This window comes from Kitasatospora sp. NPDC051705 (genome assembly GCF_044453265.1).
Taxonomy (GTDB): domain Bacteria; phylum Actinomycetota; class Actinomycetes; order Streptomycetales; family Streptomycetaceae; genus Kitasatospora.
Map to the genome: position 1 here is coordinate 1 of NZ_JBITCO010000060.1, position 4,093 is coordinate 4,093.

4 protein-coding genes and 1 pseudogene are annotated in these 4,093 nt (G+C 73.3%); 3 read left to right on the forward strand and 2 right to left on the reverse strand.

Annotated features, from left to right (window positions below; translation table 11 throughout):
* Both ACIA8Q_RS33765 and ACIA8Q_RS33770 read right to left on the reverse strand, forming a co-directional pair.
* Positions 1-113, reverse strand: a pseudogene (locus tag ACIA8Q_RS33765) (electron transfer flavoprotein subunit beta); the annotation flags it as partial.
* A 260-nt stretch (positions 114-373) separates the two neighbouring features.
* Positions 374-733: a thioredoxin family protein gene (locus ACIA8Q_RS33770; RefSeq protein WP_396318307.1), complete on the reverse strand. Its 360-nt coding sequence runs from the start codon at positions 731-733 to the stop codon at positions 374-376.
* A 258-nt stretch (positions 734-991) separates the two neighbouring features.
* Between ACIA8Q_RS33770 and ACIA8Q_RS33775 the strand changes: the two genes are divergently transcribed.
* The 3 genes from ACIA8Q_RS33775 (at position 992) to ACIA8Q_RS33785 (ending at position 3,969) form a co-directional block, all read left to right on the forward strand.
* Positions 992-1,417 carry a DUF4395 domain-containing protein gene (locus ACIA8Q_RS33775; protein ID WP_360223391.1) on the forward strand — a complete coding sequence of 142 codons (426 nt, stop codon included), beginning with the start codon at positions 992-994 and terminating at the stop codon, positions 1,415-1,417.
* A 225-nt stretch (positions 1,418-1,642) separates the two neighbouring features.
* Positions 1,643-2,413, forward strand: a complete 771-nt coding sequence (locus tag ACIA8Q_RS33780; RefSeq protein WP_360223394.1) for a lysophospholipid acyltransferase family protein — start codon at positions 1,643-1,645, stop codon at positions 2,411-2,413.
* Between the two features lie 212 nt (positions 2,414-2,625).
* Complete coding sequence (locus ACIA8Q_RS33785; RefSeq protein ID WP_396318306.1) at positions 2,626-3,969, forward strand: TolB family protein; 1,344 nt, start codon at positions 2,626-2,628, stop codon at positions 3,967-3,969.
* Positions 3,970-4,093: the final 124 nt, after the last annotated feature.

Here is a 4,093-nt window from a genome sequence, read left to right on the forward strand (position 1 = left end):
TCCGACAGCAGGCCGTCCACGCCCTCCCGGTCGGTGGTGTGGTCGTCCGCGAACCGACGGTCACCCGTCGCGTCCGGCACGTGCTTCACGCAGACAACGATCCTCAAGCTCACGGCCTGTCTCCTGTACTGGTCTCGTCCGGCGGCTGCGGCTGTGCAAGCGGGTGCGAACTTGGCACGCACCCGCTCCGGGCAGCGTGTTCCCGTGCCGGTCCGGAACTCCCTGGCAGCATACTCGCCAGTAGCCCAGTGGTCACTACTGGCCAGTAGCTTAGGCCGGACGGCTGCACTTCCGCCTGCGCCCATCCTGCCCCAGCCCACCCCCGACACCACCCGACGGGGCGGCACATCCGCGACCGGATTCGCTCCGCCCCTCACACCGCCCGGCCGAGCGCCGCGATCACGTCCGCCTTGCGCGGCAGCCCCGCGGCCCGGCGCACCACCCGCCCGTCCGCGTCCAGCACCAGGACGGTCGGCGTGCGCAGGACCTCCAGCCGACGGACCAGTTCCAAGCGGTCCTCGGCGTCGAGCTCGACGTGCACCACCCCGTCGACCATGCCGGCCACCTCCGCGAGGACCCGGCGGGTGGCCCGGCAGGGCTGGCAGAACGCCGTCGAGAACTGCACCAGCGTGGCCCGTTCCCCGAGCGCCCCGCCGAGCTCCGCCTCCGACAGCCGTACCGCCCCGTCCCCGGTCCGCACCCGCACACTCCCGTCGCTCCCGGCCCTCAGCAGGCCGGACCCGGTCGCCGCCGTCGGCACGACGACGCACCTCACCGATCCCGTCGCCCCCCAGTCTGCGCCAGCGCCCCCGGGGTCCGGAAAGGAGGTCGACCGCCCCGCGGGGCGCGCGTACGATCGGCGGGTGGACTCCGACCGCGCCGCCCCACCGCTGCCGACCTCCCGCCGCGTCGTCGACCTGGGCCGGGCCACCACCACCCGCTGTCGCTGACGCGCCCCGCCGCCGCCCGTCGCGACCCTCCCGGAGCCCCCGTGCAGATAGACCCCCGCGGTCCCCGTTTCGCCGCCGCCCTCACCTTCGTCGTCCTGGCCGCCTCCCTGATCACCGGCAGCCCCGTCCTGCTCGCCGCCCAGGGGCTCGTCTTCGCCGCCGGCGCGATCGGCGGCCCGCGGCTCTCCCCTTACGGCTGGCTGTTCCGGACGGTGCTGCTCCCCCGGCTGGGCCCTCCGTCCGAGACCGAGGACGAGCGGCCGCCCCGGTTCGCCCAGGGCGTCGGCCTCGTCTTCGCCGCCGTCGGCACGCTCGGCTACCTCACCGGGGTGGTCTGGCTCGGCGTGCTGACCACCGCCTTCGCCCTCGTCGCGGCCTTCCTCAACGCCGCGTTCGGCTACTGTCCCGGCTCCGAGATCTACCCGCTGGTCCGCCGGGCCCAGGGCCGGCTCGGCGCCGGGGCCTGACCGGGCCGCCCGGGACGGGAAAAGTTCCCGTCCGTTCTCATCACGGAGATCACACCGCGAAAATCCGCTTGACCGGACGCCTCAGGTGACAGCAGGCACTCGTTCGGGGGATCATCTCCGTGAATCACCCGTGACCGCCGCGGCGTGCCGCGCTCCGGTCGGCCCCCTCCCGACGGCGCGGGTACCGCCGTACCGGGCCCCGGCCCGTGGAAGTCAGGACTGACCGTGGCAGAGTTCGTGTACCCGCCGGTGATCGGCGCCGCACTCACCGCCTTCCGCGCGCTCGACGTGCGGATCAGGATCGTGGGTGCCGAGCACATCCCCGCCGACGGCGGTGCCGTGCTCGTCAGCAATCACATCAGCTACCTGGACTTCCTCTTCGCCGGCCTGGGCGCCTACCGCGGCGGCAAGCGCAAGACCCGCTTCATGGCCAAGGACGACGTCTTCAAGCACGCGGTCTCCGGTCCGCTGATGCGCGGGATGAAGCACATCCCCGTCGACCGCACCGACGGCCAGCCCGCCTACGAGGCCGCCGTGCGCGCGCTCCGGGCCGGCGAGGTCGTCGGGGTGTTCCCCGAGGCGACCATCAGCCGTTCGTTCATGCTGAAGAAGTTCAAGACCGGCGCCGCCCGCATGGCCGCCGACTCCGGCACCCCCCTGCTGCCCGTGATCCTCTGGGGCACCCAGCAGCTCTGGACCAAGGGCCGCCCCAAGACCCTGACCAAGCGCCACGTCCCGGTCACCATCATGATCGGCGAACCGATTCACCTCGGGCCGAACGACAAGCCCGTGATGGTCACCAGACGCCTGCGCGCCGCCATGGCGGAGATGCTCGACCAGGCCCAGCGCGAGTACCCCGGCAAGCCCTCAGGACCGGACGACACCTGGTGGCTGCCCACGCACCTCGACGGCACCGCGCCCACCCTGGAGGTCGCCGAGGCCGAGGACGAGGCGGAGGCGGCGGCCAAGGCCGAGCGCCGAGCCGCCCGGGGCTGACCGCCCTCCCCTCCACGGCCCTCCCTCCACCGCCTCCCCTCCGACCGACTTCCTACTCCGTGTGGCGGAGCGTGCGCGCAGTGTCGCGTGTCGCTCGGCCATCGGCGCCCTCCGTCTGACACAGTGACAGCTCCCTTCTGGGGCCCTCGTCCTGAATCGGCGACGGAGCGAACGTCGGAGCGGCCGGAAGGTCGGAGACGGAGATGACACGGATGGCCGGCACACGACAGTCGCCCACCCCCAAGGCCCGCACCCGCGCAACCGCCGGTGCGGGCCTTCTGCTGCTGGGCACCCTGCTCACCGGATGCGGGGCCGAACCCGGAGACATCCCGCTCTCCGAGATCCAGGCGGACACCCCCGCCGCCACCCCCGAACCGACCGCCCCGGCCACCCCCGGCGTGGTGGGCGCCGCCGCGGAAGCACCCGCGGTCACCGCCCACAACGGTCTGATCGTCGGCCGCGCCTTCGTCGACGCCACCCGCACCACCACCGCCATCGTCACCCTGGCCCCTGACGGAACCGCCCCTCACCAGGTCACCCAGCCGCCGGAGCGCGCCCGCGACGACCGCCCCGACTGGTCTCCGGACGGCGCCGTCATCTCCTTCGACCGGACCGACCCGCAGAGCGGCACCGCCCGGCTCTGGACGGTCGCGGCCAGCGGCGAGGGCGCCCACCAGATCGGCCAGCTCTGCGAGAGCGGCACCGCCGACTGCGCCAACGAGGACGAGCGCGCACCCGCGTACTCGCCGGACGGCAAGCAGCTCGCCTTCAGCCGCTCCTGGGGCGCCCTCGACGCGGCCAACGGCAACCAGGTCCAGTACTCGGACCTCTACCTGATGAGCCCGGACGGCACCGACGTCCAGCGGCTCACCTTCCTCACCAACGACAAGCCGTACTCCGGCCAGGTCAGCAACCCCAGCTGGTCCCCCGACGGCAAGCAGCTCACCTTCGAGTACCGCACCAGCGCCACCGGCCAGCCCGCCAACAGCCGCGCCGTCTACGTGGTCGGCGCGGACGGCACCGGGCTCCGGCAGCTCACCCCCTGGGAACTGCGCGCCGGTGACCGCGCCAGCTGGTCCCCCGACGGCACCCAGATCGTCTTCACCACCTACCCGGCCGGCCCCGACAACACCCCCGGCGGCGGCATCTACACCGTCCACCCCGACGGCTCGGCGATCGGGGCGCTCACCCCCGCCCCGTCCAACGTCTCCTACGGCACCGCCTCGTACGCGCCCGACGGCAAGTCCATCGTCTTCGCCCAGGCACCGTCCGGCGGCGGGTCCGACCTCTACAGCATGCGACCGGACGGCACCGGCGTCACCCGGCTCACCAACACCGCGGAGGTGTGGCTCAGCCGGCCGGCCTGGGGCACCGCAGCGGTGGCCGTGCCGGCCCGGCCCGAGGAGCAGGACTCCGCTCAGGTGCAGGCCCAGGCCCAGGCGCAGGCGCAGGCGCAGGCACCGAGCCAGCCGCAGCCGTCGGCTCAGGCACAGCCGTCGGCTCAGGCACAGCCGTCGGCTCAGGCTCAGGAGGAGTCGCAGCCCGACAACGGGTGAGGCTCCCCCGGCCCCGGAATCCTCCGGGAAACGCAAAGAACCCCCGCCGGATATCCCGGCGGGGGTTCTTCGTGAATGATTGTTCGGCGGCGTCCTACTCTCCCACAGGGTCCCCCCTGCAGTA

Coding starts and splice junctions, on each gene's coding strand:
- ACIA8Q_RS33785 (WP_396318306.1), top strand. CDS start 2,626: ATGGCCGGCACACGACAGTCGCCCACCCCCAAGGCCCGCACCCGCGCA.